A 24,839-nucleotide genomic window follows, 5' to 3' on the forward strand; every position below is an offset into this window, starting at 1 on the left:
ATTTCACTCCTGCAATAGCCCGTATTTTTTGCGGAACCGCATCAGGACTTTGGTCCAGCCTCCGGCCAGGATCGCCAGGAAAAAGACATTGGACAGCGCATGCGCCAGATCCAGATAAAAGCTCGAAGCATAAGCGGCAGCCACAAGTCCCCAACTGAATGCATCAGGAAGGCTGATCAGATACCAGATATTCATGATCCAGCCGAACAGAAAACCCCAAACGAAGCCGAATACAAGCATTCCGCCCCTTTTTTTCATCCACCAGGTATTCCGCAGCCAGCCGGCAGTCAGACCCACCATGCCCCAGGCGAACATTTGCCAGGGCGTCCAGGGCCCCTGTCCGAAGTAGATATTCGACACAAGGGCGGCTACCGCTCCGATAATGAAGCCCGCCTCCGCCCCGAAGACATAAGCCGAAAGAATCACAATGGCTGAAACAGGCTTCACACTGGGCAAGGCGGCAAAAGGAATCCGGCTGACTGCCGCGAGAGCGGACAGCACCGCCAGCAGCACCAGCTCCCGCGATTCAAGCGGACGCCGCTCCAGACGGATGAATAGCGGCAGCAGCGTCACGATCAGCAGCACCAGGCTAAGCAGCATATAATGGCGGTCTTTCAGCGCTGCCGTGAGCGCCAGGCCAGCCACAAACAAACCTAAAGCAATCAGGAGCGGGAAGCGAAAGCGGGCCACGTGTTCATCACATCCTCTATCGTCAAGGCTTGCGGCAGCAGGTCCCGTACCATCCGGTTGACCACTGTCGTATAGAAATAGTTGCTGCTGAAAAATTCGGCCGGAGTCCCCTCCGACGTAATGCCGCCGTCAAACAGCATAGCACAGCGGGTGGCATATCTCGCCGCAAACTCGATATCATGGGTTACAAGAATGATGCTGACCCCTTGCCCGCGCAAATGCTTGAGCAGGGCGGCCAGCCTTTCTTTGGCTCCGGGGTCGAGGCCCTTGGTCGGCTCATCCAGCAGCAGGATACCTGGGGACAGCAGCATTACCATCGCAAGCGCCAGCTTCTGCTGCTGTCCGCCGCTGATATCCTGCGGATGGCTCTCTAGTATGTCCTGCAGCTGAAAGCTCTCCACCAGCTTGGCAATTTCCTGCCCGGCGTCCTCCTTGGACAATCCGGCATACTCCGCCATGTGCCGCAGCTCCTCCTGGGCCGTGTCGTAGCTGAAATAGAGCAGCGGGTTCTGGGCCAGGAACCCGGTTGTAATGCCTTTAGCCAGTGTTACTTTGCCGCGCTGAGGCTTAAGCAGTCCGTTCAGAACATGCAGCAGGGTGGATTTCCCCGCACCGTTCCCGCCCATAACCGCAAGCAGCTCTCCCCGGTACAGTGATAGCGACAGCTTCTTCAGAACCTCCGCTCCGTCCTTCTCGTAGCGGAAGGTGACTTCACGGCAGCTCAGCAGCGACTCGGATGAGGGAGCTGCTGAGCTGCCGTGAAAATCTCTGGCGGGCTGTGAAGCTGCTGACGCAGCGTTCAAAGAAACGGGAGGCTGCGGCTTTCGGGTGGAGCCAGATAAAGGGGATTGCGGTGAAGTTACAGCGGAAGCAGCGGCGGAACCCGCTAAGTCATGGATACCGGAGCCGTCCTCAACAATGGCGGTGCTCGCTAAGCCGTGTATACCGGAGGCGCTCTCAGCAGCACTGCCGGAGTCTCCTTGGGCTGCGAAGCCAGCGGCGCTTACCGCAGCCTTCCCGGCCAGGGAATGCAGCCAGCGCTTGCCTTCACGGACGGTCAGCGGAGCGGACTCCCGCGCTGCGGACACAACATCCGGCGCAAGCGCAAGGTGCAGGCGCGAGGCGGTTGGCAAATACGCCTGGTACGCAGACTGCAGTTCCTTGCCAGCTTCACGCACCAAATCCCGGGGCGGCCCCTGGAAGCGCAGCCCGCCATCTTCCAGCAGCAGCACCCGGTCAGCCAGCGGCAGCACCTCCTCCAGACGGTGCTCGCTGATGATCACCGTCATGGACATTTCCTCATTCAGGCGGTGCAGCGTCTGGATGAACTCCCGCGCCGCGACCGGATCAAGCTGCGAGGTCGGCTCGTCCAGCAGCAGCAGCTTCGGCTGAAGCAGCAGGACGGAGGCCAGGTTAAGCAGCTGCTTTTGCCCGCCGGAAAGCTCATGCACCGGTTTGTACAGCAGCGGCTCCAGCCCGAACAGGCCGCAGATCTCGGCGAGTCTGCTGCGCATGACGGCGGGCGGAAAGCCCATATTTTCCATCGAAAAAGCCAGCTCATGCCACACTGTATCCATTACGATCTGTGCGTCAGGGTTCTGGAACACCATTCCAATCTCTCCGGCAGCAAGATCGGCAGGCAGATCCGCCAAAAGCTGGCCCTTGTACGCGATAGTCCCGCTAACCTTGCCCACTGGTGCAAGCTCGCGCTTCAGATGGCGCAAGAGCGTCGTTTTTCCGCAGCCGGAAGGGCCGCAGAGCACGACGAACTCGCCCTCTTTTACCGTAAATGAGAGCTCATGAAGCGAGTCTCTGTCTTCCTCGGGATAGCTGAAGGATAAACGTTCCGCCGCGAGGATCTCCATAACCATTTCTCCTTTCCTTCCAGCGCCAGCGGCGTCAGCACGAACAAGCAGAAGCTTACATACATTGCCGTATCGCCCCAGCCAAAATGCATCGGCTTCATGCGCGGATAAATTTCCAGCATTCCATAGCCCTGCATCCAGAACAACAGCGGAATTAGTCCGCTGACCGCCAGCAGCAGCAATACGGCTTTATCCAGCAGGTCGAGCCTATAAGCTCCATATACACTGCGTTTCCGAACACCATAGCCACGTGCTTTCATGGAATCAGCCGTTTGCAGCGCCTCCTCCAGCGACCAGGCTAGCAGCACTTTGAGCAGGGTCATGCCGTCTTTCATTCTTTTGCGCAGACCACCCGTGCGAATGTCTACTCCCCGTGTCCGCTGAATCAGGGTGATCTGCCGCAGACGCCGCTGAAACAAGGGTACAAAACGCAGAGCCATCAGCGTCAGCAGTGTCGTCCGTGGCACAGCCGCTGCGAACAGGTACATGAATTTATCTGCCGTCACCGTGTAGTTGTAGGAGATAAACAGAACAAAAAGGGTCAGCAGCACAGCCGACATCATCAGCCCGTACAAAACGGCCTCCAGCGTAATCGGCTGATCCATAAAATAAAACAGGATATGCGCGCCCCGGTGTGAGAATAACGGATTCAGCACAGTCACAGAGCCGGCCATCAGCAGATAAAAAGGCAAGCCGCGCAGTAGTTGACGCCCCTGTCCCTGCAATAGCAGCAGGACCGCCAGCCCGGCAATCTCCGTTGCCAGGAAAAGCGGATGAAACACCAGAACGGCGAACAGCAGCAGTCCTGCGTAATACACCAGCGCTACCGAAGGATGCATGGAGCGGAAGCCGCTGTTCATTGCACGTCAGCCCCCACATCCTTGCCAAGATCAAGCGTGTACAGCCACTCGACGGTATCGCCAGGGTTCAGCGTATAGCTGCCCGCGCCTTTGCCCGGAACTTTTCCGTTGACCTTGTAGATCCAGCCGCTCTCCGGGCCGTGGTCAAATTCATATAGATTATCAATGCCTTCTACATAGGCGAAGCTTTTGGCTCCCTGGTATTCCATTTGGATTTTTTGGCTGCGGGTGATGCGCTTGAGCAGGTCAAGCACACTCTCCCCCTTACGGATTTCAACGGCGGCTGCCGGTAAAATCGTCCCGTGCTCGCTGTCTCCGACAATAGAGAGCGTGACGGTGTTGACAGCTTCGGCGGGCTTCGCCGGAGCTGCTGTTGGAGAGGCAGACGGCTTCGCGGCTGCCGTAGGGCTTGCCGGGGCAGCGGCCTTGGACGTTGCCTTCGGCTTCGCGCCGGCGGACGGCTTCGCGGACGCGGCGGGTTTGGCAGCCGCTGCGGGCTTGGCCGCAGCAGCTTTGGCGGGCGCCGCGCTTGCGGAGGCCGCGCCGGGTGTTGCCGCGCCAGGTGCCTCCGGCGCGGCAGTGCCGCCCGTAACGGGAGCCTGCTCCGTTACGGTGGAAGCGGGCGGCGCGGAAGCAGCCGCCCGAACAGGCGTCCCGGCGGATTCTGCGCCGCCGGGCAGTGAAGCCGCCGTGCCGTCCGCTGTGGCGGAAGGCACGGGGCTTGCTGTTGCGTCCCCGGTTGCCGGGGACGCGGTGCTCGCGGGCTGCGGGCTCTGCACCGCAGCCTTGCTTGCGGCGGGGCTCTGCTCCCCGCCGGAGCCGCAGCCGAATAGCAGCAGCGCGGCGGCCAGAAGCAGCAGCGGATAGATTAGCCATTGCTGGATGGACTTCGACATGAATTTGGACACCTCCGATAAAAAAGGGAAAGGAACGAGGGCAGTCAGACTGCTCCCCCGTTCCGTTTCTTTTGACAATATATTATGCGCCGGGCTTGCAAATTAAGGCAATCTTACGGCTACAACCGCAGCCATTTCCCGGGTCACAGCCGCCGCGGGATCAAAGGCTCCGCCGAATCCGGTCATATAACCCAGCTCCGTTACGGAACGGACGGCAGATACAGCATAGCTGCTGATCCGGCTTTCATCGGAGAATTTCCTGGCCTTAGCCGCTGCTCCTGCAGTCTCCAGCTTGAACGCTCTGGATATCATAACCGCCATATCCTGGCGGGAAATGATCCCGCCAGGGTTAAAGGTTGTCTCCGTAACCCCATCGACAATGCCAAGCGTTTTCACTTTGGCCACCACTCCATAATACCATGCTCCGGGCTTCACGTCGCTGAATACCGAAGCTGTACCCGCCGCAGCCGGTTCATTACCGGTAAGTCTCAGCAGCAGGGCCGCAAATTCCGCGCGGGTAATTTTCTGCTTCGGCGCAAAAATCAGGCTGTTCGCACTGACGCCTTCCATCAGCTTCTTGTCGTAGGCTTTGCGCACCGCGTCCAACGCCCAGGCTGAAATCTGGCTTTCATCGGTAAAGACTGCACCAACAGATACACCAGACGGTGAAATACTGAACAGCTTGGCTTCTCCCGTTAAATAACGCTCATAGGCGGTCAGTGCAAGCAAAGCCTGCTCCGTAGCCACACTGTTCGCGGGTTGACCCGCTGTGTGGGCATATCCGCCGTCCGCCTGGCGGAAGGAAGCCAGATGGCTGAGCAGTCCGCCTTTGGCTTTTACAAACCGGGAATCATTCGGACCAACACCCGCCGCGCTCAAAGCAATGATGACCTGCGCCGTGCTCTCGCTGTTCTCTACACCAGCCTGCTTGTAGCCGCCGTCTTCCTGCTGCTGCTGCGACAGCCAGGTAATCGCTTTGTTCATTGCTGCTGCAGCCGCCGTCTGATTCGTGTGAGACGAAAGCGCAGTAACCGCCATTGCAGTAATATCCGGATCAGCGGCTCCGCCTGCCGTCAGCGGGAAGCCGCCTTCCTTGCTTTGCATAGCCAGAAGAGACTCGATCAGCCGCTCTTTGGTCCACTGCGCACCAGACGGCACACTGTAGTTTCCGCTGTCCAGCGCAATCAGCGCAAAAATCAGCCCGTTGCTGCCCTGGTTCAACATATTGCTGTTGTTGTAGATTTTCTCAATCAGATTATAGCCGCCGAACTTCTGCGGATCTGCACCCGCAGCCGCCAGACCCAGCACCAGGCGCTCATAGTCTGTCACCTTGCGGAACTGTCCGTTGCTGTCAGCAAGCTGTGCCTTCACTCCCGCAAGGTAAGCAGCAGGCACTGTATGACCCGAACGGGCCAGGCCCACCGCCTGCCAATCGCTAAGCTCAGCGGTGGCTGCAACTCCCTTGGCGGTAGCAGCGATATCAGTCCCCAGCTTCTCCTGCTGCGGCTCCCACTTGCTGCGGTCAACTACGGCATAATCCGTGAAATGGCTGATCTTGCCGGTAATGACTCCAGTCTTGACATCCAGTACGGATGGAACCGGAATCCAGTATCCTGTAGCCGGATTCAGCCAAGCCAAGGCCAGATTAGCAGGGTTGTATACCGCTACTGGCACTGTAATGGACAAATCAACCGGCTTCACGAACTTCGTGCCATCCGGGCCAAACGTATACAGTCCCGACACCAGCTCCTTGCGGCTGGAGTTTGTCTCCTTCATGCTGATCTTCACCGTACCGGATACCGCCCCGGCCGGAACGAGCAGTTGTACTTCACCGCCGCCGTCCTTCAAGGCTGCTGCCGAACCCGGAGTTACCTCCTGCTCGAAGGATGCTGTGTTCGCGGTTAATTTTTGACCCAGAGCCACTGCTTCTGCCGCCGTCATTGGAGCGCCCTGGTTCGTAACGGCTGTAGTCTGTCCCACCTGATTCAGCGGAAGCGTATTGTCTGCCGTAATATCTACGGTTCCGATACTTCCCGGAAGGCCGCCTGCAGCTGGGTCAACAGTGTAATCTGTCGTGTAGAACCAGACCAGAGCATCGCCATTGCTTAATTTGTAGTCGCCGGCACTGTAGCCTGGCTCTGTACCATTTACGGAGTACTTCCATCCACTGTTCGGCCCACGGTCGAACTCCTTCAGGCCGTCGATTGAAGTGACATAGGGACTTCCACCGGAGGTTGTGCTTGCCACTCTGCTTCCCAATTGGCGGACCAGCAGGCTGTATGCCGTTTCGCCAGCATTCAGAACCACTTGAGTGCTGGGCAAAATCGTTCCCTTGGCGCTGTCGCCAATAACCGAAATCGTTGCTGCTGCCGGCTGAGGCACCACTACCGGATCAATAACGGTCAGCGGCTGCGTATAGCGGGCAATGCTCGGCGTGCTGTCCGCAACATATCCGGTTACAGCGAGTGTGTAAGCACCCGCAGGCACACCTTTTTCAAAGGTAGCAATACCTTGCTTATCTGTAGTTGCGGTTGTGCCGCCAATCGTGACTTGTACGCCTGCTGCCGGTGTAACCACCGGGTCAGAGGTAAAGGTGGTATTATTCCATACCCACTGCTTCTGCGCAACCGTAACGGTGAACTTTTCACCAGACTTCGGCTGTGCCGGAGAAACCGTGAGTGAATTTACAACATGAGTGTTGTCACCGGTATAGTAGACCAGCACCTTGTCGGACTGCTGTAATACAAAATCATTCAGCCCTACCTCGGGATAGATCCACTCCCCGCCGCGCGATACTGCAAACCCCCAATAAGCTTGCTTGCCATAAGTTCCATTCTCTATTCCGTCAATACTCCATACAAAGATGCCGAAGGAAGATTCCGTAATCTTCAGCGGAATATTCCCGGATGTAGCTAGCTGCTGCAATGCGTCAAACGCATTGTACGCTTCCAGTGTGCCGCTTGCCACCGGTCCCTGCGGTCCTTCAATGGATAGATAAGCTGTCACATCGGCCTGGGCTACTTTGAGGGATTGCATATGGCGGGCAATCTTCGGCGTACTATCCGGAACGTAGCCGGTCACCGCTAGCGTGTATATTTTAGCGGACAGGCCATCCTTAAAGATAGCTGTACCTTGACCATCCGTAGTAACAGTTGTGCCGCCAATCGTTACCTGCACCCCTGCTGCCGGGGAAGTCACCGGATCATTGCTGAATGTGGTATTATTCCATACCCATTTCTTTTGTGTAACTGTAACGGTAAAGGCTTCTCCCGGCTTTGGCTGTGCTGGAGCAACCTGCACCGTATTGACCACCTGGGTATCCCCGCCGGCATAATAGACCAGCACCCGGTCAGAGGCTTCCAGAACAAAATCGCCCATCCCGACAGTCGGGTAGATCCATTCGCCGCCGCGCTGCACTGCAAAGCTCCAATAACCTTTATACGTTCCACTCTCTATTCCATTAATCCCTGAAACATAGCTGCCAAAAGAGGACTCTGTAATTTTCAGCGGAATATTGCCGGACGCAGTAAGACTCTTCAGTGCCTCCAGCGCAGTATACGCCTTAAGCGTGCCGTCAATAACCGGACCCTGCGGTCCTTCAACCGACAGAGTGGCTGTTACATTTCGTGCGGTAACCTTTAAGTCTTGCGAATATTTGGCGACACTCGGAGCATTCCCCGGAATGTAGCCGGTCACGCTCAGTGTGTAATCTCCCTCAGGAAGACCCTCTGCAAAAACAGCCTTGCCATCCTTGTCCGTAGTTACCGTCTTATTCCCAATCGTCACCTGCACACCGGCGGCATTGGCCGTTACCGGGCTGGAGGTGGATGTGGCATTGTCCCATACCCATGTTTTTTTGGTGACATTGACGGAAAAAGCTTCCCCTTCTCTCGGCTGCGCCTTGGAAAGGGTAACCTTATCTACCAGCTGCGTATCGCTTCCCGCATAATAGACCAGCAGCCGGTCCGAATCCTTCAGCTTGAAGTCTTTCATTCCGACATCAGGATTCACCCATTCGCCGCCGCGGGATACTGCGTACATCCAGCCGTCATAGCCGCCATAGGTTCCGGCTGAAATGCCGCCGATGCCCGTAACATAACTGCCGGAAGGATTCGTGAGCTTGAGCCCCTTCGCCAAAGCTACCTTCTCAAGCGCGTCAAGAGCATTGCTGGCATAGGCTTTGCCTTCGCCCAGTGTTTGTTCCGGTCCTTCGATCACCAGCGGCACATAGACTAGCGGATTCTGCGCTACCGGTTTGGAAAAATCATACAGCTTGCCGTTTGCCCCGCCGCTGAACAGGTTATAAGCCACCAGCGCCTGAAAGGCCTGCTCGGTAGCCAGCGCGTTGGCGCTACCGCCCTGCGTATGGGCGAAGGCTCCGCTTGCGAGACGGAAGCTTAGCAGTCTGCCTACAAGCTCCGTTCCATTTTTGGTGAACTCTGCACTGGCAGGGTCCACGCCGTAAGAAGACAGGCCGATAATGGCCTGGGCTACACTTTCGCTGCTATCTCCGTAGCCACCGTTGCTGCCCTGCTTGGCAGACAGCCAGGCTACTGCTTTTTGCCCTGCTGCTCCTGCAGCGGGATCATTTTTATGCGCAGCCAGCGCCGCCAGCACGATCGCGGTCATATCCGGGTCGCTCGCTCCCGGCAACAGTGCAAAGCCGCCGTCGCTGTTCTGTTTGGACAGAATTTCGCTCAGCAATTTTGCCTGATTCCATTTGGCATCGGCTGGAGGCGTATAGCTGCCCGAATCCAGCGCAAGCAGCGCGTATACCGGAGCATTCAGCGTCTGGCCGCTGATTTTGTCGCTGTTATAGATGCGCTCTAGCAGATTATAGCCCGCTGCCGAGCCGCTGCCCGCAAAGTTCGTGGGGTCGCCGCCAATCGCCCGCACCGCGAGCACTATCCGCGCATAGTCCGTAGCGTTCGGGAAACTGCCCCCCTCCGCCTGCACCTTCTGCACGAGCGCCTGAGCATAACTCTCCGGCACACGGTAACCCGCTTGGGCCAGACCTATAGCCTGCCATTCGGATGTCACACCGCCGCCCAAAATATACTCGGCAGCTGTATATGTAGCTTGCGAGACAGTAACCTCTCCACCGGATGCCACCGCACCAGCTGCAGCTAAGGATTCCTTAGTTGCAGAAGCATCTGCCGCATATACGGCTTCCGTAACACTGCTAACTCCCGTAGTTGCGGAGGACTCTGCTGCGGCAAAAGCCTCTCCCGCCGGAACAACAGCGTTCCCTGTAATCGAAAGCACCAGCAATAAGACCAGACCAAGCGTAAAGGACTTGGCAGATAAAAATGTCTTCATTTTCAACCTCTTTTCTATAAAATGGATTGCACCGTGCAGCAGTAAAATAACCGCTGCAACATAAAAGACCGCCCTCGTAAAGGGCGGCCCGGGAAGAATACAAATTAAGGCTGCGGTGCTCAAAGCTCCGTACGCAGTCCATCTGCAATGTTCCCCATTCTCACCCCACGAAGAATAGAAACAGTTAAGAAAAAGGCAGGTCTCCTGGCTTATGCCTCATCGCTGCTCTTGGCCTTCCCATCCTTCTATCCGGACAGTGGCCGCTCTAAGAGCCGCTCCGCATTTACAGTGGCGGGACCGCGCCGGACTTGCACCGGCCTTCCCTTTTAAGCTGATTCTATTGTTTTCACGAATAGAACCCGCACCTTTTTCAATAGCTTATAAAATTTTAATATTCTTAATCATATCTAGTATTCCCGTGTATGTCTATAGAAAAGCTGTTTCATCGCCGCGGCGGGATGGGAGTGGTGGTAAGTGGCGCGGGGAGTAACGGGGGTAGCTGGACTAGCGGGAATAGCGGGGGTTGCGGGGTAGCGGGAATAGCGGGAGTTGCGGGAGTTGCGGGGGTTGCGGATCGGGGCATAATGGGCAGCGGCACGTGCAGGGCGATAGGCAAGCGGCTCGGCCGGCAGAAATAGGTGGAAAAAAGTACACTAATTCCTCCAGCACTGTCTCCAGGGGGAAAATAGGTGGAAAAAGTATCACTAAAACAGCGCTTCTCCCCACCAGAGGACGAAATATGCCCGATTAGTTTACTTTTTTCCACTTAATACTGAAATATCTTTGTTGTTACTTGAATTAGTGGGAGAAAATCCACTTAGCGCTCATGAGCTGCATTCGAAAATTAGCAAAGATGCGCTGGAGCCGGAAATTGAGCTGAGTTGAGCCTCTGCTAGTATTTGTGGAAGTCGATCTACTGTGGGTAAGGTAAGCGTTCGTTGGTGGATGAGTGGTGATGGGAGGCAGGTCGCACTTGGCAGGAGAGCTATAGCTGCTGTTGAGCTGGGGTACGCTACTTCTGGCGGCTGGTTACCGGAATACATGCAAAAAATCCTGAACAACACGTGCCGCTAACCCGGCTTACCGTGCTGTTCAGGATCATGTGCTCAGCGCTTATCCCAAGCTGCTGCGCTTTATTTGGCTTTCTTACCCGGACTTGGGCTCGCCGTGGGCGAAGGTTCGGCGGCTGGAGAAGCATCCGCCCCGGCGCTCGGTGTGCTGTCTGTTACAGCACCCAATGCCGGCTGCAGGGTTAGCGTGTACTCCCCTGCCTTGATCACGTCGCCGGCGGCCAGCTTCGCGCCGGCCTCCAGCTGCACCGTCACCTCGTATGCGGATGCCTCCGGCACCGCTCCCGAGGCTCCCGGGCTTCCCTGCGCGGTGTCACCCGCCGCAGGTGAAGGCGTGGCCGCGCCGGCGTTCCCGCCCGCGGCCTCTTCGTTCACGGCGCCTTCGTTCGCGCCGTCAGCACCTGCGGATGCGGCAGCGGCATCCGCGCCTTTGGCAGGCGCGCTCGCTTGCGCGCCGCCCTTGGACCCGGCGACCGCTCCTGCGGCGCCGTCAACCCCTGCGGATGCAGCACCGGCATCCGCACCTTTGGCAGGCGCGCTCGCTTGCGCGCCGCCCTTGGACCCGGCGCCCGCTCCTGCGGCGCCGTCACCCCCTGCGGCTGCATCACCAGCAGCCGCCTCCGGCGAGGCGACCTGGCAGCTGCCAGTCGTCGCCTTGACCTTGTAGTCCTCCGTCACATTGCCGGAGGACACTACGCTGATCTCCGCCGGATGGAAGGCGGAGCAGTCGGCGGCAGCGGCAAAGGTGAACACCAGGCTGCCGCCGTTTGCCCCGCTGCCAAGCCGGACGGTGGCGGGAGGCAGCCCGCCGGCCCCGTTCGTGGCGCTTGGCAGCGCGCTGTTCGCCGGCAGGGCAGTGTCCGGGCTGTCCGGCCGGAGCATGCTGATTGTGATGATCGCAGCAATCAGCAGGACACCTATGACGCAGCCAGAGATCAGGATTTGAAATCGGCTGCGGCTGACCCACCGCGCCAGCGGCGAAGCCAACTGGGAGCGCGCTTCGTTATAGACATTTTGCAGCGCCGGACCTGCGGCGGAGACATAGCTTTTGCGGAAATCCCGGTTTTTGAACGCCTCGCGGTCACTGCTCGTGAAATATTTCAGAATTGCCCGCCGGTAGCCCGGCCATAGCTTCTTACTCGATATAGAAAATAGAGGATTGCCCTGTGACCAGGCCAGAAAACGGTACACCTTCTCTTTGTCATTCCCCGCCTTGCGCTTCACCAGCTCCAAAAGCGTGTCATAATCCAGCGGCCCGTCCTTACGGTCACTGCTGTGATAAAAAGCCAGCGGCAGACGTTCGAACGGCTCGATGCTGCGCGACTCCTTCAGCCAGCGCCGTCCGAGCAGCTGCACATCATCCAGCTCCCGGGGTGACAGTCCGGCAAAAATCTCCTCAGTCGGGTTCTCCTCCCCAAACCAGCGGTAAGCGGCCCGGAGGGCGCCCATCTTTTGCCGGGTAATTGAATCCAGAGGCGGCTGCCAATCAGCAATGTCCCGATAGCGTAAAAAAGAAATCTCCAGCAGCTGCTCCTGTGTCAGCTCGTCCAAAGACACCCGGCTCAGCAGGAAGCGGTCCGCCGCCGTTTCCAGCTCCTCGAGCAAGAGCATAGCTTCGGGATAGAGCCCGCTGCCTCTGCGGCGCTCTTTTTCGGCCTTGTCCACCGACTCGTGGATCGCCGCCACCGCCGCCACCGGATCACTCTCCTGCCGCAGCTTCTCCAGCAGGTAATCCTTTACGGTATCGCGGACAAACGACTGCTGCAGCGCCTCCGGTAGAAATCTGCCCCAATGAGCCACAAACCGCAGAACCTCAGCCGACTTTGCCGCCGCCGACAGCCGAAGCTCCATATAAGGCTCCAGCAGCGCTTTGCGGAAGTATGTCTGGGCCAGCACTCTTTTGAAGAAGGACGCGCTTAACTCATCATTGCTCTCGATAATGCCGTAAGCCGCTGACAGTGCATCTTCACGGCCTGCAGCCTGGGCATTCAGCATCCCGTTGATGAAATAATCGACAATTTTGACCCGGTAATTATGGCCCCTCAGCGTAAAATACTCCACAAACTGCTCCAGAATCTCCGGCACCGGAATGCCTTTCTGGCGGATCAGATCATATTCGCGGTCGAAGCGCTCCAGGAACATATCGTTCAGCCGCACACGGGACGTAAGCGCCCCCTCCGGCTTCAGGTAGGACAACAGTCCGCCCAGCACTGCCTGCTTATTCTCTGTGTACAGGCTCTCATTGCCCTGCTCAATCTCATAAAATACCGCCAGCTCGTTGTACACGGCAAGCGACAGCTTGCGGTCCAGGCCCTCGTCGGTCAACAGCGAATCAGCGAATCTGGCGAAATCCTCAAGGCCGCGTCCCGGCTGCTGCAGTGCCTTCCAGGCCAGCTCGGCATACGGCTGACGCGAGTCGCCAAAGTCCGTGTTCAGGACCCGGCCCGAAGCCAGATCGAACACAAAATCCTTCTCGATGCTGCGGTCGCTAGGACGGATTGAGCCTTTTTCGACAAAGGTCAAATGGATATATTTGCGGCTTTTCGGCTCATTAGCGTAAGTAATTACACCCAGCCTGCGGCGGAAATCGTAAGGCAAAGCTGCGAAAAGAACCTCCGTCAGTTCCACCGCACTCCGGGACAGCTCCGTTACCGGTACATCCAGTGATACATATATTTTTTTCTTGCCTGCCACCGAAGACATCGCCGCTTGTAGCAGTGCCTTGAACAAGTCTTCCGTAAATCCGAGCGTACGCAGGGTTCTTTGCGGATCAGCATTCTGCCCCTGCTCTACTGTAGGGATATCCGCTAACTCAGGCAGAGTTCCGCCCAGCTCTCCAGCATAGTTTTCAGCAAAATCAGCATGCAGATAGGCCCGGTAGCTCTCCAGAATCTCCTCCGAACGAATTGGCGGCACTACAAAGTTATGGGCAAAAAAAGCGCTGCGCTGCCCCGTGAAATCCGCCGCCAGATAACGGCTCTGTCCAAGCACCGTCTCGCCCGATTCCGTATGGAACAGATGCAGCGCGGCAGGATACAGCTCCTCATTCTTCTCTCCGCGCGCCGTAAGCTCTGCCGGAGCATCGTAAAGACAGAACGGATGCAGAATTTTTTTGACAAAATTATTGTCCAGACTCTCCGACTTCGCTACAGTATCGAAGCCTTCTGTCCCCCGATACACGCCACGGCGCTCCCGGGTATACATCTGCTGGGTAATCTTGGACCCTGAAAATCTGTTCACGGCCCGTCGCTCCCCTCAATATAGCTCAGCTTGTGCAGCAGCCAGATGAAAGGCTCGTCCACACGGATCGGGCTGACTACGCCCTCTATCCGCTGATTCACCGGATTGCTGCCCAGCGCGGAAACGGCAAAATACCCCGTGTTCGCAAAATACACATCCATCGTATCCTTGAACGGACGGTCCACCTTCTCAATAAAACGGCGGATTTCGCCGTCGATATTATGGAACTCGTCCAGATTAAGCGTGTTGCGGTGCACATAGTTGTTGAACACATTGCTGTTGGACTTGATGTAATCGCCGTCCTCATCCTTGAGCGAATGCAGCATATCGCTTTTGGTCAGCACAACTGCCGTTGGAATCTCGGTTTTGCTCTTCTCCTGGTAGGCGATGAAATCGCCGAACAGGGTCAGCACCACGTCGCGCGGCTCGTCATACTGCGAGACCCATTCACCCGGACGGTCACCGATATTAATGCGGATTTTCTCGCGGATCGAGCGGATCTGCAGCGGATCGACCATGAACAGGATACCCGCGGAGTTCTGGATATGCTGGCCGTGCAGCCCGAGGTAGTCCTGATCGACCATTCCCTCACCGGCCACATCGAAGAACACCAGTGTCAACGGCGGCTTGGACTCATCCTTGAACACAAATTGAAAAATAAACGGCTCCTGCATCTTCTCCTTCTGCGTCGAGGCCAGCAGATCCCCCCGCTCGAACAGCGGTTCTTCGTACAGCGTGCGGAACTTGCGGCTGATCTCGGCATTCAGCGGCATGCAGGCTGCGTCAAAATGCCCCGCCGTCGTATGCTGCAGCGTATGAATCAGCGAGGTCATATACACCGACTTCCCGACCTGGGAAGCGCCGATGATCGAGATAATATTGCTCGGAACCTTGCCCGCGGTCACGGGCAGCTCGTTATGGCAGGACGGACAGAGCCGTCTGCGCGTAAGCACACCATAGCGGTCGGTAAGTCCGGTCAGCACGTGATCCGTATAATGGTGGTACTCCTCCGGAATATCCGCCGGATTCAGTATGGCTTCCATATCGTCAACCGTATCCAGGCCGAAGCGCTCACGGTATTTGTTCAGCGCATCGTCTTCGCCCAGCGCATAATTCTCATCATCCTCACGGCTGTGCATGGCCCGAAAGACCACATCGTCAGGCCCGAACCGGGTGAAGCAGTACGGACAGACAATATCGTAAAAAAGCGGCCGCGGCTGCGCCTGATTCTTCTTCATAAACCGGCTAAAAAAAGACATCTCTTGTCCTCCTGAAAGTTTTGTGTGAGCGTCTGCTCCCTTGAATTTGCTTCGAACAAAACTCGCCTCGGAAGCATTCGCTAAGTTTTGCGGAAGATCCGCTTCTGCGAATTCATATTTGTGCTGAACACTCCGTCGGCCTCATGCCGTCCTGTTCCTGCGTCCAGCCCGCTGCATAGCTATAACTGCACTTTGTACAGCTATATTAACGCTCCTGCTTGCCGCCGCCCGCTTAACTGTATTTCCTGCAGCTAACTAGGGGCAAAACGGCTAATTTGGGGTCAATTCCAAAATATAGATGTACAAAGTACAATTAAAGGTTAGTTTTGGATAAATCGGCCACTTTTAGCTGTATGAAGTGCAGTTAAGTCCGTCAGCTCCTTAGATGGCAACGTGCATTAACTGAGCCAACCAGCACGGCCACCCGTTACGTTCCCCTGTCACACCAGCGCAGCATTGCCCCGATGACCGGTCACTCCGGCACCAGTTCATAATATAATCCGTACTTGCGGCCGTCGGTGAAAAAGATCCGCACCGAATCCTCCTTGCCGATTTCAATCGGCGGCAGGACATTGCGTCCGGCAGCAAAATCCTGAACGAACGGAAAAAGCACGCCATCCTCCTTGGACGCCGGATGACCGCCCCGTTTTTTCACGTAGCACAGTACCTCCTTCGATACCGGCACTTCGGCCGTGATCGTCATATGTACTGTTTTTTGTTTGCCGAACAGCCCTTTTTTCTGCTGGACCGAATAATAAATTCTTGCCTTGCCCGCGCTGACCAGCGTCCGGTTCGCACCATCAAGCTGGCGTACCAGCACCGTCTCCCCGTTATCGGCAAGCCGGGCATATACCGTATACTCCACCAAACCGATGTCATCCAGCCGATCACGGTACCCGTTATTCGCTTTGTACTCCTCGCGGGTATAGAGCTTCATGCCGGAAGGCGGAAGTTCTCCGCTATCCGGCGCTTCTGCGGAAGCTTTGTGAATGCATACCGCCTGCACGCCATCCGGCCAGCGCCATCGTAGCGTACAGAACCGGTCCTCCACCCGGGAGACTACCTCCGTAATTGCCGGTGCGGAAGGATCAACCTCGGCGTACCTCATGACTGCATGCTCCTTTCGCTTTCTGCTTCACTTTCATTTTTGCCTTAACTTCACGGTCGGCTATATTAAGTTAAACTATAAATTTCCACATTGGGGTCTGGTCGTAACTACGGGGAATGTTTGGACTTCCGACCGCTGTTGTCTGCAGATTTCCCGATTTATACCGCTCTTCGCGGTGGAAATCCGCTGACAAAGGCGGACGCATTCGCTCCGTAAGTATCCAAACTTCCCCTCCGTCGCTTCTGCCCTTTTTATATTTTCTTTAGTTCAACTGATATAGCTTCAAAGCCATTCAGCTTCAAAATCCTTTACTGCCACGGTTTCTGCGCGGGGATTGGAATCCCTCAGATGACACGGACACGTCTGCGTTTCTTCCTCTTTTGCGGGAAAGACGCCCTTCTCCCACCGGCACCACAAAAGTAAACAAGGAGATAATGGCCGCCAGCACAAGCAGTGCCAGCAGACGGGTCATCGCGTCCCCGAAGGAATGGCCGTCCAGGCCAAACTCGAGAATCAGTCCGGCGAACAGGCCGGAAACCGCGCCACCGATGCCAAAGCTCCGGGCCAGATGGCGGTTGTCAAACACAATGCCCAGTCCAATACCAAGCGCAGTACCGACTAGCAGCAGCGCCAAAATCCGCACTCCCGCATAATACGGGCTATCCGCCGTTGAATCGCTGCGCACAGTAAGCAAGCTGCGGTCGCCCAAGCGGTCATAAATTTGCTGGAAGACAACTCCAAGACGGTTCGCATCCGTCACATCATAATACTGTCCGCCGGTTGTAGCCGCGATATCCCGCAGCAAAGTGGAGCCCGACGGATCATCCAGCGCAAGGCCGATGGTGTTCACAGCAATTCCACGGTTCACATACTCCGTCAATTCCTTTGAAGTATCAAATTCACTGAAGCCGTCAGACAGCAGGATTACCATTGCTCCCCGCCCGGCCTTGTTGTCACTGTTAATTACACCCATAGCTTCGGTAAGCGCTCCGCTGATGTTTGTACCGCCTTCGGTTGTTTGCAAGCTGCGGATTACAGACAGCACCTTCTCGCGGTTAGCGGAGCTTGAGAGCGAAACCAGCGGCTGGACTACCGTTGCGTCATGGTTGAAGGTAACCACAGCCGTCTGATTGTCTTCATCCATCCGCTGGACCAGCGCTTCCGCAGCCGTATATCGGCTGTTGCCCGGATCGCTCTGCTTCATGCTGCCGGAGTCATCAATGACCATTACAACATCTTTTACCGGTCTTGCCCCGCCGAAATTGAGCTCATACACGAACTCCATCAGTGTGCCAACCGCGAACAGCATTACCAGCATCAGGGGCAGCAGCTTCCACGACCACCCCAAATAACGCTGCTTCCACGACCACCCGTTCAGTCTTGGGGAGATCATCTCCGCCAGCAGGCAGCCAAGCCCAACTCCAAGCGCCACAATGGCAAAATAAATGCCCACCAGCACAATCGACGGCAGATCATAAGGCCTTTGGTCCAGCAGCAGCTCGCCGAGAACAAAAGCAACTCCGCCGCCCAATAGACTGAAGATGAGCAGGAGCAGATTAATTTTTCGCTGCATCGGTATTCATCCTTTCCGGGAGAAATTTATTTAAAATGGGCCTATTATCCGAAGCACGCAGCTGGTGAGGCCCACTTTTCATCCATTCGGTCAAGGCAGGCAGCAAGTTTAGTGAATGTAATTCGTTCATGTGGCCACCAGGTTAGCCAAGCCCTATACTTGGCGGAAAGCTGTCTGCAGAATCCAATTCTGAGAATGGTGCTCTCGGATCAGCTAATCCACTTGCCATCTTTACTCAATAGGTTGAACTAGAAAAGCTCTAGTGCTGCTAGCCGCCATTTTCACGCCGAAATTTGCCTGGGTAGTTATTGCAAATAGTGCAGTTACGGCATCGGTGCAGCGGTTACGGTGGCTCCAGTGTTAAAAGCAGCACAATAACACCGAACGCAGCCCCAGTGTCATTCTGTTGTATTTCATACATTAGACAGCCATGCCGCTCTTTCGCGGCACTTCAGACGATGAAATTTCATAGAAGGCCCTCAATTTGGCTTCGCCAAATTCGAGGCTTCCATAACAATGTCCTCTGTTCGGACATCGTTATTTCAGGATAGATTGGCTTCAAAAAGCGATCTATTTCTATTCTATTGCACTTCCTGTCAGCAGAATAAATCATAAAAGCCACATTCCCGACAATCTGCCGAATTCTGCTGTACAAAATGCAGCAGATTGCCGGGGCGAAGCAATATTGTCGTGTTCTATTGTACTTTTTACAGCAGAATGAAATTTTGCAGCAGTATTGTCGCGTTCTGTTGTACTTTTTACAGCAGAATGTACTTTTGTAGCAGTATTGTCTCGTTCTATTGTACTTTTTACAGCAGAATGCAATTTTGCAGCAGTATTGTCTCATTCTATTGTACTTTTTACAGCAGAATGTACTTTTTGCAGCAGTATTGTCTCATTCTATTGTACTTTTTACAGCAGAATGTAATTTCGCAGCAGTATCATCTCGTTCTATTGTGCTTTTTACAACAGAATGCGATTTTGCAGCAGTATTGTCTCGTTCTGTTGTACTTTTTACAGTAGAATGCCAGCTTGCGGCAATCGGGGGCCGCTGTCGCAGCAGCAGAGTGCCACAGCCAACTGCCCTTCTGCGGCATTCCAGCTCCGCCCGCCGCTTCCGCGGCTACCCCAGCTTCGGCAGCTGCTCCTCGGCTACGCCGTGCAGCCGATAGCCGCTGGCGGCATAGGTCTCATAGTAGACCTTGCCGTTGCGGTAATAGAGCAGATCCTCCAGATGGAAGCCGCCCATCAGGTTCAGCTTCTCGACCCCGCTTCTACGCTGCTCGTGCACGAAGCCGAGCCGGTAGATGCGCGTTGTCTCATCCGCGCCGAGAGCATAGCGCAGGAATTCGGAGTTGCTGTCGCCGAAGAAATATTTCTCCTCATGGCGGTGCTCCTGTGTGTATTCGAGCAGGCGGACGTTGATGCTCGCCTCCTCCTCCAGACTGCGGTATAGCCGCTTGAACAGCTCCTCCTTGGAGAGGATTTCGCGGTTCTCGTAAGCAGCCGCAACATTCGCGCGCCGCAGCAGCTCCTCCTCGAAGGGCAGCGCGAATGCCTCTGCCGTAAGCAGCTCACGGCGGCAAAGCTCAATCAGGCGTTCGACTGCCGCCGGGCCGCCCTGCCGGAGCAGCTCCGAGGCGCTGCCCAGGAAGCGGTCGCTGAAGAAGATGCCTGGGCCGCGCCGGGCTTCTATATCCCGCATGACCTCTTCCGTAACGGTCCGGTAGTACTCCATAATGTTCTGGTCCACCGTCCCGCTTGCGCGTCCAATGCCGGCAAGCGCCAGGCGCTGAAGCTCCTGCTCCAGCTCCTCCATCATCTGCACCTTGGCTTTGCTCTCAATGTGCAGCTGCTCCAGCGCCGCATCGTAGCGCTGGCATAATGCCAGCTCACTCTCCAGGCGCAGCAGCTCGTATTTCTTGCCATATACAGCCTCGAACAAATAATGAATGAAATTGCGCACCGTCCGTTTGTCCAGCAACGGCACACGCTGGAACGGCTGGCGCTCCACGCTCTCCGCGTAGAGCTGCTCCAGCTCCTCCTGCGCGGTGAGAATGGCCGAGCGCAGCCCGGCCATATGCTGGCGCAGCGCATGCAGCACACTTCCCCCGCCTGCCTGCTCGGCGGTCCATTCCGCCAGCTGATAGAACGTCAGCGGCGGAACCGCCTTCTCCTGAGCCGCCAGCACAGCGGCCCACTCGCGGGCAGGATGAACCTCCGCAGCCCGCCCTGCGGATACATCCGCGAAATTGCTGCGGAAATAGGCCTGCCCGCCGTCACCGAAGAGCAGCTCCTCCGCTTCGCGCAGCGACAGCGGCTTCAGCTCGTTAAAGGAAGGACGGCCGTGGCTCATCAGCCCGGTCATCTCCGCAATTCCCGCTTCATCCGGCAGCAGGGCAGCCGCCCGGTCACGCAGAGACTCCGGCGCAAGGCCAAACAGCGCCTGCCGTTCGCGCAGACTAATTCCTCCGCCCGCTTGCAGCTCAGCGGCCAAATAATGAAAAGCATGGTACAGCACCGCCAGCGCGATTTGCCGGTTCGGTCTGCGCACCGCCGAGAATCCGGCGGAAGCGTAACCCTGCCTTCCGGTGCTGCCCCGGATGCCGCTTTTGAAGGTCATATTGTTATAGCCGCCATGTCCCGTAGCCGTATCAGTGACTGGACGGACACGGTTCTTAAGCAGGCTGATGTGGGCGATAATCTCATAGTTATCGTCCATGCCATGAGCGGACATCATGCCCCGTTCGTTCTTGTCCGAGAGCAAATAGACAAGATCGAACAGCGTGGAAGGGCCATGCGACACCGGAATGGACAGCCCATCCTCCGTCACCAGCAGCGGGGCGCTGAAGGTATACTCCGACTGCTGCATCCCGTCCAACTCACGCAGAAAAGCTAGCCCTACCGAGCTGGAATACCCGAAGTTGTCCCCCTGCTCACGCTCGTTAATCAGCGCGTACAGGTCGGTCTGCACCGACTTGAACGACTGGCTGAGCACGGCGCGGGCAAGCAGGGCAACCTCCGGCAGCAGCACATTAAGCGGGTCATCGACCCGCGTAATGATGGAGAGATGGATCACATCGAAGGAGGAATACAGCCGTCCATAATCCGCTATGCTGTTGCCGAGCCGCCGCAGGCTCCGGTTCATTCCGGCCAGAAAGCGGCTATCTTCATGAAACTCGCGGTAGACATCCTGGCGGACTGTACGGGGATCGCGCCCCGCCGTTACCGGCAGGTCCATGCCCATGACCCGCTCTCTTCGGCCTTCGGACTGCCCCCGGCTCAAGTCACCAGCATTTCCAGCCTGAGTCTGGCTTTCGCCGCCAGCATGGCCCGTTCCGGCGAGCGGGGCAGCATGCAGTGCCATTACACCGCCGGCGTTATCCCATTTCCGCTCGCAGCACTCCAGCACCGGACCGATGGCCGGGGCCACCTTCTCACCAAGGAACAGGAACAGCGCCGGGTAATGGATGCTGCTGCGGCCATCACCCTTGCTGCGCTGCGCTTCTTCCTGCACCGCAAATTGTTCTGCATAATGTAACGCCTGTGCCTTGATCATCGGATTACTTCAGCTTTCTGCGGATGCTGCCGAGTTTGCCGGTCAGGCTCTTGTAGAAGCTGTACATTTCATCGCCGTCCGCATGCTCCACCCGCTCATATTCCAGGCTGTCGCGCGCTTCCAGGAAGGAGACATAAAGTCCTTCCAGCTTATACAGCAGCGGAGTGACATCCTCGGCAGCGGTCATTTCCCCGGCCCGGCGGGCCGCCTTGCGCAGCAAGAGGCTGCGGCTTTTCTCATCCAGCCCGCGGAAATGGCGGTAGACAGCAAACTCTACATAGCTGCGTTCCTTCATTAAATTGGCAAAAGGCTCCCAGGCATCCTCGTCCTCGTCACGGTCATAGACGTAGAGCGCACCCTTTTTGGTGATGGTATCGGTGTACAGCGCCTCAATAAACTGGTCGAGCCACTTGTCTTCGTCCAGGTATTGATGCAGAAGTCCCTCAAGCTCAGTTGCCTTGGCACTTAGGGCATCGTATTTAGCCAGCTCCTCACGGACGCGTGTAATCAGTTGCGGCGAACGGATCAGATTTTCCTGGGCCAGGTCCTTGTTAATGCTGCCAAAGATATCTTTAACTCCTTCGCGCTCCAGTCCGTTTGTCCGCAGCGACTTCAGCTCATCGGCGGCTTTTTTCACTTCCCCGAGATTTGGACGCGGCATGCCGAGCTGCAGATCATAGCCGCTGAGCATTTTGTCCACATCGAACGGCTTCGTGAAGACAACCGAGAACCGGCTGCTCGTATTTTCATCGACGCCCTTCTCGACAATGACTCCGCTCTCCAGCGCTCTGGCAAAATCCGCCCGCACTCTGGCATTGTACTCACGGACACGGGGGTTAACATAGGTATCGCCCCAGGATTTCTCAGGAATCGGAGACGGCAGGTACGTCCAGTTGTCCTTGTCGGTCATCACCAGATGGCGGCCAATTCCTTCCTTGTCCAGAATGGTCCGTTCATAATTCTCCTCGAACACGCGAAGCGGCGTGTACACGAACAACGGCACACCGTTGCGCGTATTGAGCCAGAAAATCCGGTTCTTCACTTCGCTCTCCTTAATGGTGAACTGGGATTTGCCCAGCGCGTTGTTCTGGTAATTGCGGATTCCCTTCAGGATGCCCGGCGCTTTGACCGGCACGGAAACGAAGCCCCAGGACGGGAAGTGCAGACTGCCAGAGCTGTTGCTTAAGTGGAAAATCGGCACTGCATCCTCATCCAGCCGTCCGGCGATAATCCGCTCCACGAACTTGTCCAGCGGCTCCTCGCGGCCGTATTTCATGACCAGGAACTCCTCCATGGAACGGGTAATCAGATCGCCGAACTTGTCGCTCAGGAATTCGGAGATCGAGCGTACAATGTCAATCTCCTGCTCTCTGACCCAGCGCCCGGAATGCTTCAGCATCTCCCGGGTGAAATCACGGATCAGGTCATCGCCATCCTTCTGGTCCATCACCTTGGAGATGGTGGAGGCAATATCCGGCACATTGACAATGTTCCAGTAATAGGTTTTGTTGCCTTTATGGTCAGCCTGCTCCTCGCCATTGATCAGAATATCGCCATTCTTCTCGAAAATTGTGCTGAGCGCGCTGAGAATCTCCGTAAATACGCCGTAAATCCGGCTGTTCTCTTCGTTCAGCAGCTCGAACAAATCCTCATAGAATTCGATCATCTGCTCTGTGCGTTCCACATCGGCATGCAGCCAGTATTCATTAATCTTGGCTTCAATGTAGGCATTCTTCTTCTTCTCTTTGGAGACAAAAGCGCTCCGCGCATCGCCCAGCTTCTCCTGTGCGCTGTCCTGCGCCGCCTCGATGTCGCGCGGCAGACGCAGCAGGCTCTCGCGCAGCGCCTCGATGTAAGACTGGATCAGCTTCAGGATACAGAAGCCTTTCTCGGTATAGAGCAGCCGCGACACATAGAACGGCCCCTGCTCGGGATGAAGGAAGATGCGCTCCAGTTCTTCACCGAAGCGGCCCGTAATCTCACCGGGCAATTGCTTCTTGGACTTGATGTATTCCTCACGCGCTCGAGCCAGAAAGTTCTGCTCCAGCTCCGTATCCATGTCCACCACCTGATGCTTGATGACATTGCCGTGGTTCAGGCGCTCGCTGTTCTCATAGCCGGGCAGCGGCTCCGGTACGCGGGCTTCAAAGGTCTTGATCATGCTGTCGAGATCAATGCCGAGCTTGCGCGCCAGCTTTTCCACATCCTCCTGCCCCGGAGCCTGCCGGAACATCTTATCCATCTTGTCGAACAGGCGGAACGCCAGATAAGTAGTCATTTCCTCAATCGGCAGCACTGCCGACGAAGCACCGATAATGTTGTATTCATAATTGGCAGGATACGTCTTGTTCATCTGCGCAATGTTGGTGCGGATGTTGCTGATATAGTCATGAATGGCGAATTCCTCGCCCGACTGCTTTTCCTCGCTGGCCATGAAGTTCGTGATGTTCTCCGCCGTCACATTCATGCAGTAGTCATAGGCGCTCTCCAGCAGCTTGCCTTCGGTATTGGTCGCAGAGATCAGATGGCACAGATTGAACGGAGGCAGAGGCGAATTGACAGTCAAAATATTGCCATACTGCTGGCGGAAACGCTCGCCCCGGCTGTCCACATTCATCCAGTAATCCAGCTCTTTAAGTGCTGCGTACCCGTTCTTGCGGATATATTCGCGGGTATGCTCGCTGAGGCTCTTGTTCGCCAGATTCACATCCGGCGTGAACAGATAACCGAGTGTGTTCACGCGGTCGATACCGGCTGAGCCGTAGTCCCGTTCAATAATCCCGCGCACAATATATGCGATATCCAGAAAAGTACCGCTGCCCGTTCCGCCCGACAGGCCGGTAAGCAGGAACACCATCAGCTTCTTGCTGGTTCCGACAGACAGCGTCTTAATTTTCTTATCGATGGCTGCTACGACTTGGTTGATCTTCGTGAACAGCAGCAGACGACCGGCCTGGCGCACCCCGGCGGCTCCGTTCATGCCATCCGTAATGCTCAGCTCCGGCGACAACCATTCCGTGATATAAGGGTCGAGAATGCTGCGGTTCTGCAGCAGTCCTCCGATCTCGGCGTTGGCCAGCAGCACGAATTCATTCTGCGGGTCGAGGCCGATGCCTTTGTATTTTTTGCCGCGGTCCTGTTCATTGGTCTCGAACGCCAGAAATTCCACGTTGTCCGGCTTATCCCGCTTCTTCTTGGACAGCGGGTCTTCAGGCAGCTTGAAGCGGCGGTTAATCTGGTATTTCAGACGCAGCAGGGCGTCGATACCTGTGCCGCCAAGGCCGATGATGAGGATCGGGTTGTCAATAGTGTCTACTCTGATTTTGTCGCTGACGATTCCTCCGCCAAGCGATACGTCGAGCTGCTGAATATGCTCTCTTACTACCGGTTTCATAAGTGC

Annotated in this window: 11 protein-coding genes and 1 riboswitch; all 11 genes read right to left on the reverse strand. The window is 56.3% G+C overall.

Annotation, left to right across the window (positions count from 1 at the left end; genetic code table 11):
* Positions 1-3: 3 nt before the first annotated feature.
* Complete coding sequence (locus ACX1DY_RS21315) at positions 4-690, reverse strand: ECF transporter S component (RefSeq protein WP_458966207.1); 687 nt, start codon at positions 688-690, stop codon at positions 4-6.
* Entirely contained in the window at positions 663-2,555 is a 1,893-nt protein-coding gene (locus tag ACX1DY_RS21320) for an ABC transporter ATP-binding protein (RefSeq protein WP_458966208.1), read from the reverse strand. The genes ACX1DY_RS21315 and ACX1DY_RS21320 overlap by 28 nt, the downstream gene beginning before the upstream one ends.
* Positions 2,471-3,415 (reverse strand): energy-coupling factor transporter transmembrane component T, encoded by a 945-nt coding sequence (locus ACX1DY_RS21325; protein WP_458966209.1) that lies wholly within the window; start codon positions 3,413-3,415, stop codon positions 2,471-2,473. Before ACX1DY_RS21325 ends, ACX1DY_RS21320 begins: the two co-directional genes overlap by 85 nt.
* A complete protein-coding gene (locus ACX1DY_RS21330) occupies positions 3,412-4,311 on the reverse strand; it encodes a DUF4430 domain-containing protein (protein WP_458966210.1) in 900 nt (299 codons plus the stop codon). Before ACX1DY_RS21330 ends, ACX1DY_RS21325 begins: the two co-directional genes overlap by 4 nt.
* 102 nt (positions 4,312-4,413) lie before the next feature.
* On the reverse strand, positions 4,414-9,630 hold the full coding sequence (locus tag ACX1DY_RS21335) for a DUF4430 domain-containing protein (RefSeq protein ID WP_458966211.1): 5,217 nt from the start codon (positions 9,628-9,630) through the stop codon (positions 4,414-4,416).
* 177 nt (positions 9,631-9,807) lie between these two features.
* Positions 9,808-10,014: riboswitch (cobalamin riboswitch) on the reverse strand.
* Between the two features lie 749 nt (positions 10,015-10,763).
* Positions 10,764-13,940, reverse strand: coding sequence for a GAP1-N2 domain-containing protein (locus ACX1DY_RS21340; protein ID WP_458966212.1), 3,177 nt, complete (start codon positions 13,938-13,940; stop codon positions 10,764-10,766).
* Positions 13,937-15,199 (reverse strand): TRAFAC clade GTPase domain-containing protein, encoded by a 1,263-nt coding sequence (locus ACX1DY_RS21345; RefSeq protein WP_458966213.1) that lies wholly within the window; start codon positions 15,197-15,199, stop codon positions 13,937-13,939. Before ACX1DY_RS21345 ends, ACX1DY_RS21340 begins: the two co-directional genes overlap by 4 nt.
* Positions 15,200-15,671: 472 nt before the next feature.
* Entirely contained in the window at positions 15,672-16,307 is a 636-nt protein-coding gene (locus ACX1DY_RS21350; protein WP_458966214.1) for a beta-mannanase, read from the reverse strand.
* A 298-nt stretch (positions 16,308-16,605) separates the two neighbouring features.
* On the reverse strand, positions 16,606-17,880 hold the full coding sequence (locus ACX1DY_RS21355) for a vWA domain-containing protein (protein WP_458966215.1): 1,275 nt from the start codon (positions 17,878-17,880) through the stop codon (positions 16,606-16,608).
* A gap of 1,123 nt (positions 17,881-19,003) precedes the next feature.
* A complete protein-coding gene (locus tag ACX1DY_RS21360) occupies positions 19,004-21,439 on the reverse strand; it encodes a transcription initiation factor TFIID (protein ID WP_458966216.1) in 2,436 nt (811 codons plus the stop codon).
* A 4-nt stretch (positions 21,440-21,443) separates the two neighbouring features.
* Positions 21,444-24,833, reverse strand: a complete 3,390-nt coding sequence (locus tag ACX1DY_RS21365) for a tubulin-like doman-containing protein (RefSeq protein WP_458966217.1) — start codon at positions 24,831-24,833, stop codon at positions 21,444-21,446.
* Between the last annotated feature and the right edge of the window lie 6 nt (positions 24,834-24,839).

It is taken from the genome of Paenibacillus sp. BAC0078 (assembly GCF_054483875.1).

Bases quoted from the DNA above. Each gene is read 5' to 3' on its own strand.
- ACX1DY_RS21335 (WP_458966211.1), bottom strand. From the start codon at position 9,630: ATGAAGACATTTTTATCTGCCAAGTCCTTTACGCTTGGTCTGGTCTTA.
- ACX1DY_RS21325 (WP_458966209.1), bottom strand. From the start codon at position 3,415: ATGAACAGCGGCTTCCGCTCCATGCATCCTTCGGTAGCGCTGGTGTAT.
- ACX1DY_RS21350 (WP_458966214.1), bottom strand. From the start codon at position 16,307: ATGAGGTACGCCGAGGTTGATCCTTCCGCACCGGCAATTACGGAGGTA.
- ACX1DY_RS21330 (WP_458966210.1), bottom strand. From the start codon at position 4,311: ATGTCGAAGTCCATCCAGCAATGGCTAATCTATCCGCTGCTGCTTCTG.
- ACX1DY_RS21365 (WP_458966217.1), bottom strand. From the start codon at position 24,833: ATGAAACCGGTAGTAAGAGAGCATATTCAGCAGCTCGACGTATCGCTT.
- ACX1DY_RS21360 (WP_458966216.1), bottom strand. From the start codon at position 21,439: ATGATCAAGGCACAGGCGTTACATTATGCAGAACAATTTGCGGTGCAG.
- ACX1DY_RS21320 (WP_458966208.1), bottom strand. From the start codon at position 2,555: ATGGAGATCCTCGCGGCGGAACGTTTATCCTTCAGCTATCCCGAGGAA.
- ACX1DY_RS21355 (WP_458966215.1), bottom strand. From the start codon at position 17,880: ATGCAGCGAAAAATTAATCTGCTCCTGCTCATCTTCAGTCTATTGGGC.
- ACX1DY_RS21345 (WP_458966213.1), bottom strand. From the start codon at position 15,199: ATGTCTTTTTTTAGCCGGTTTATGAAGAAGAATCAGGCGCAGCCGCGG.